Annotated in this window: 2 protein-coding genes and 1 pseudogene; 2 read left to right on the top strand and 1 reads right to left on the bottom strand. The window is 58.9% G+C overall.

Annotation, left to right across the window (positions count from 1 at the left end; translation table 11 throughout):
* Positions 1–78: 78 nt before the first annotated feature.
* Complete coding sequence (locus AC1DXV_RS34575) at positions 79–498, bottom strand: hypothetical protein (RefSeq protein WP_477867666.1); 420 nt, start codon at positions 496–498, stop codon at positions 79–81.
* A 105-nt stretch (positions 499–603) separates the two neighbouring features.
* On the opposite strand from AC1DXV_RS34575, the gene AC1DXV_RS34580 reads away from it, so the two are divergent.
* Together AC1DXV_RS34580 and AC1DXV_RS34585 are read left to right on the top strand one after the other, a co-directional pair.
* Positions 604–909 (top strand): hypothetical protein, encoded by a 306-nt coding sequence (locus AC1DXV_RS34580; protein WP_477867664.1) that lies wholly within the window; start codon positions 604–606, stop codon positions 907–909.
* A gap of 371 nt (positions 910–1,280) precedes the next feature.
* Positions 1,281–1,439, top strand: a pseudogene (locus tag AC1DXV_RS34585) (IS256 family transposase); the annotation flags it as partial.

Genomic DNA, 1,439 nt, shown 5'->3' on the forward strand with positions numbered 1-1,439 from the left:
ATCATCTGGTTCGGTGCAGGCTCACCTGAAAGCAGTCTATCCCCAGCGTCTGCAACTGGCCGTTTTCGGAATCGTGCATTAGATCGCTACCGGGAGCGTGAACGAGCCCCCGCCCGGCGCAATCACACTGGCTCTGATTGCCTTCAACGACTCGACGAGCCGCACACGAGCGCGCGGAGACTTCAGCTGCGCAGGCAGACGACTGAGCCAGTGCCCATTGGGACCAACAGGCAGACCGCGTTGCGACGAAAGCGCCCGAGATGTTGGAAGCGGCTTCTTCGACAGGACGTCGATGAAGTGTTCCAGTTGGGCTGGCGCGCTGAACACGAGCTCGGCTGAATCGAACTCTACGTGCAGGAAGGCGAACCCTTGATGCGGGATGGCAGAGGGAACAGGAGGATCGAACACGTCGGAGCCATCAACCAGGCGATGAACCCAGAATGCGACGGGCGCTGTGCGCCAATCGGGCTGGTAGCTGAAGTGATATTTCACGCTCATGGGCCGACCTTATAGCAGTCATGCGCGACGGGCCGCTTCTGGCCGGCCTGCGACGGTCACATCAGGCGCTGATGCCTAGCGCAGCAGTAGACTGAATCGATGTGAGTGAACAACCTTCAGCTGGCCATCGCCGAGTGTCGCGGTGCCATCATCACGCGTTGGGAATACACAGTATCCCTTGGCCAACTGACGATTCGAGTCACTCGACCCGGAGAGCGGGGCAACCTGCATCTCGTCCTCAACGGCTGCCAGCGCATTGAAATGGAGTCTTCTTGGATAGACGCCGACCTGCAGATTCAGGTTCGTGAGGACATGTTCACCCTGACCGACGCAAGAGCCAAGTGCTTGATCGAGTACGGGTCGTTGAGAGTCTTCCGAGACGTGGAGCCCCTGTTTTTGGAGGCTCTGTAGCGAGGTCACCAGACACTCTTCCCGATTGCTGCCGTTCGTGACCGTCCGCTCCTGGCCGAGGCTGTGTGAAAACTCGCCGCGTTGAAGGTCACCATCGAAATCGACCTCTCAGATCGCTCTGTATTCGACGATCGACGTTCAGGTAGGGGTGAGAAGACCCCCGAAATGCTTCGAGTCTTGAGTTTTCACACAGCCTCGGCCGTTTGCGGAAGCGGTCGCGATCGGCGCAACTAGCCGCACAGTCACGATGACAGCTGGTCGGGGAGACGGCGAACCTTGCTCAGGCGCGGGAAACTGACGTCTGGCTCTATGAACAACGAGCCTGTCAGTAATTTTGTGTGCGAGGCATAGCATGACGACCAGGAGCATGTATGCCAAGCAAGACGAAGACGAAGAACGAGGCGATCGCTGCGAGGACGGCGGCGCTGCCGAAGATCCCGAAGGAACTGCTGGATCAATTCACTCAAGGGCCGATGACGGCCGAGGCGATAGCGGAAGCGTCGATGGCGTTCAAGAAGGCGCTGATCGAG

This window comes from Rhizobacter sp. P3_C12, from assembly GCF_056402735.1.

Bases quoted from the DNA above. Each gene is read 5' to 3' on its own strand.
- AC1DXV_RS34575 (WP_477867666.1), bottom strand. From the start codon at position 498: ATGAGCGTGAAATATCACTTCAGCTACCAGCCCGATTGGCGCACAGCG.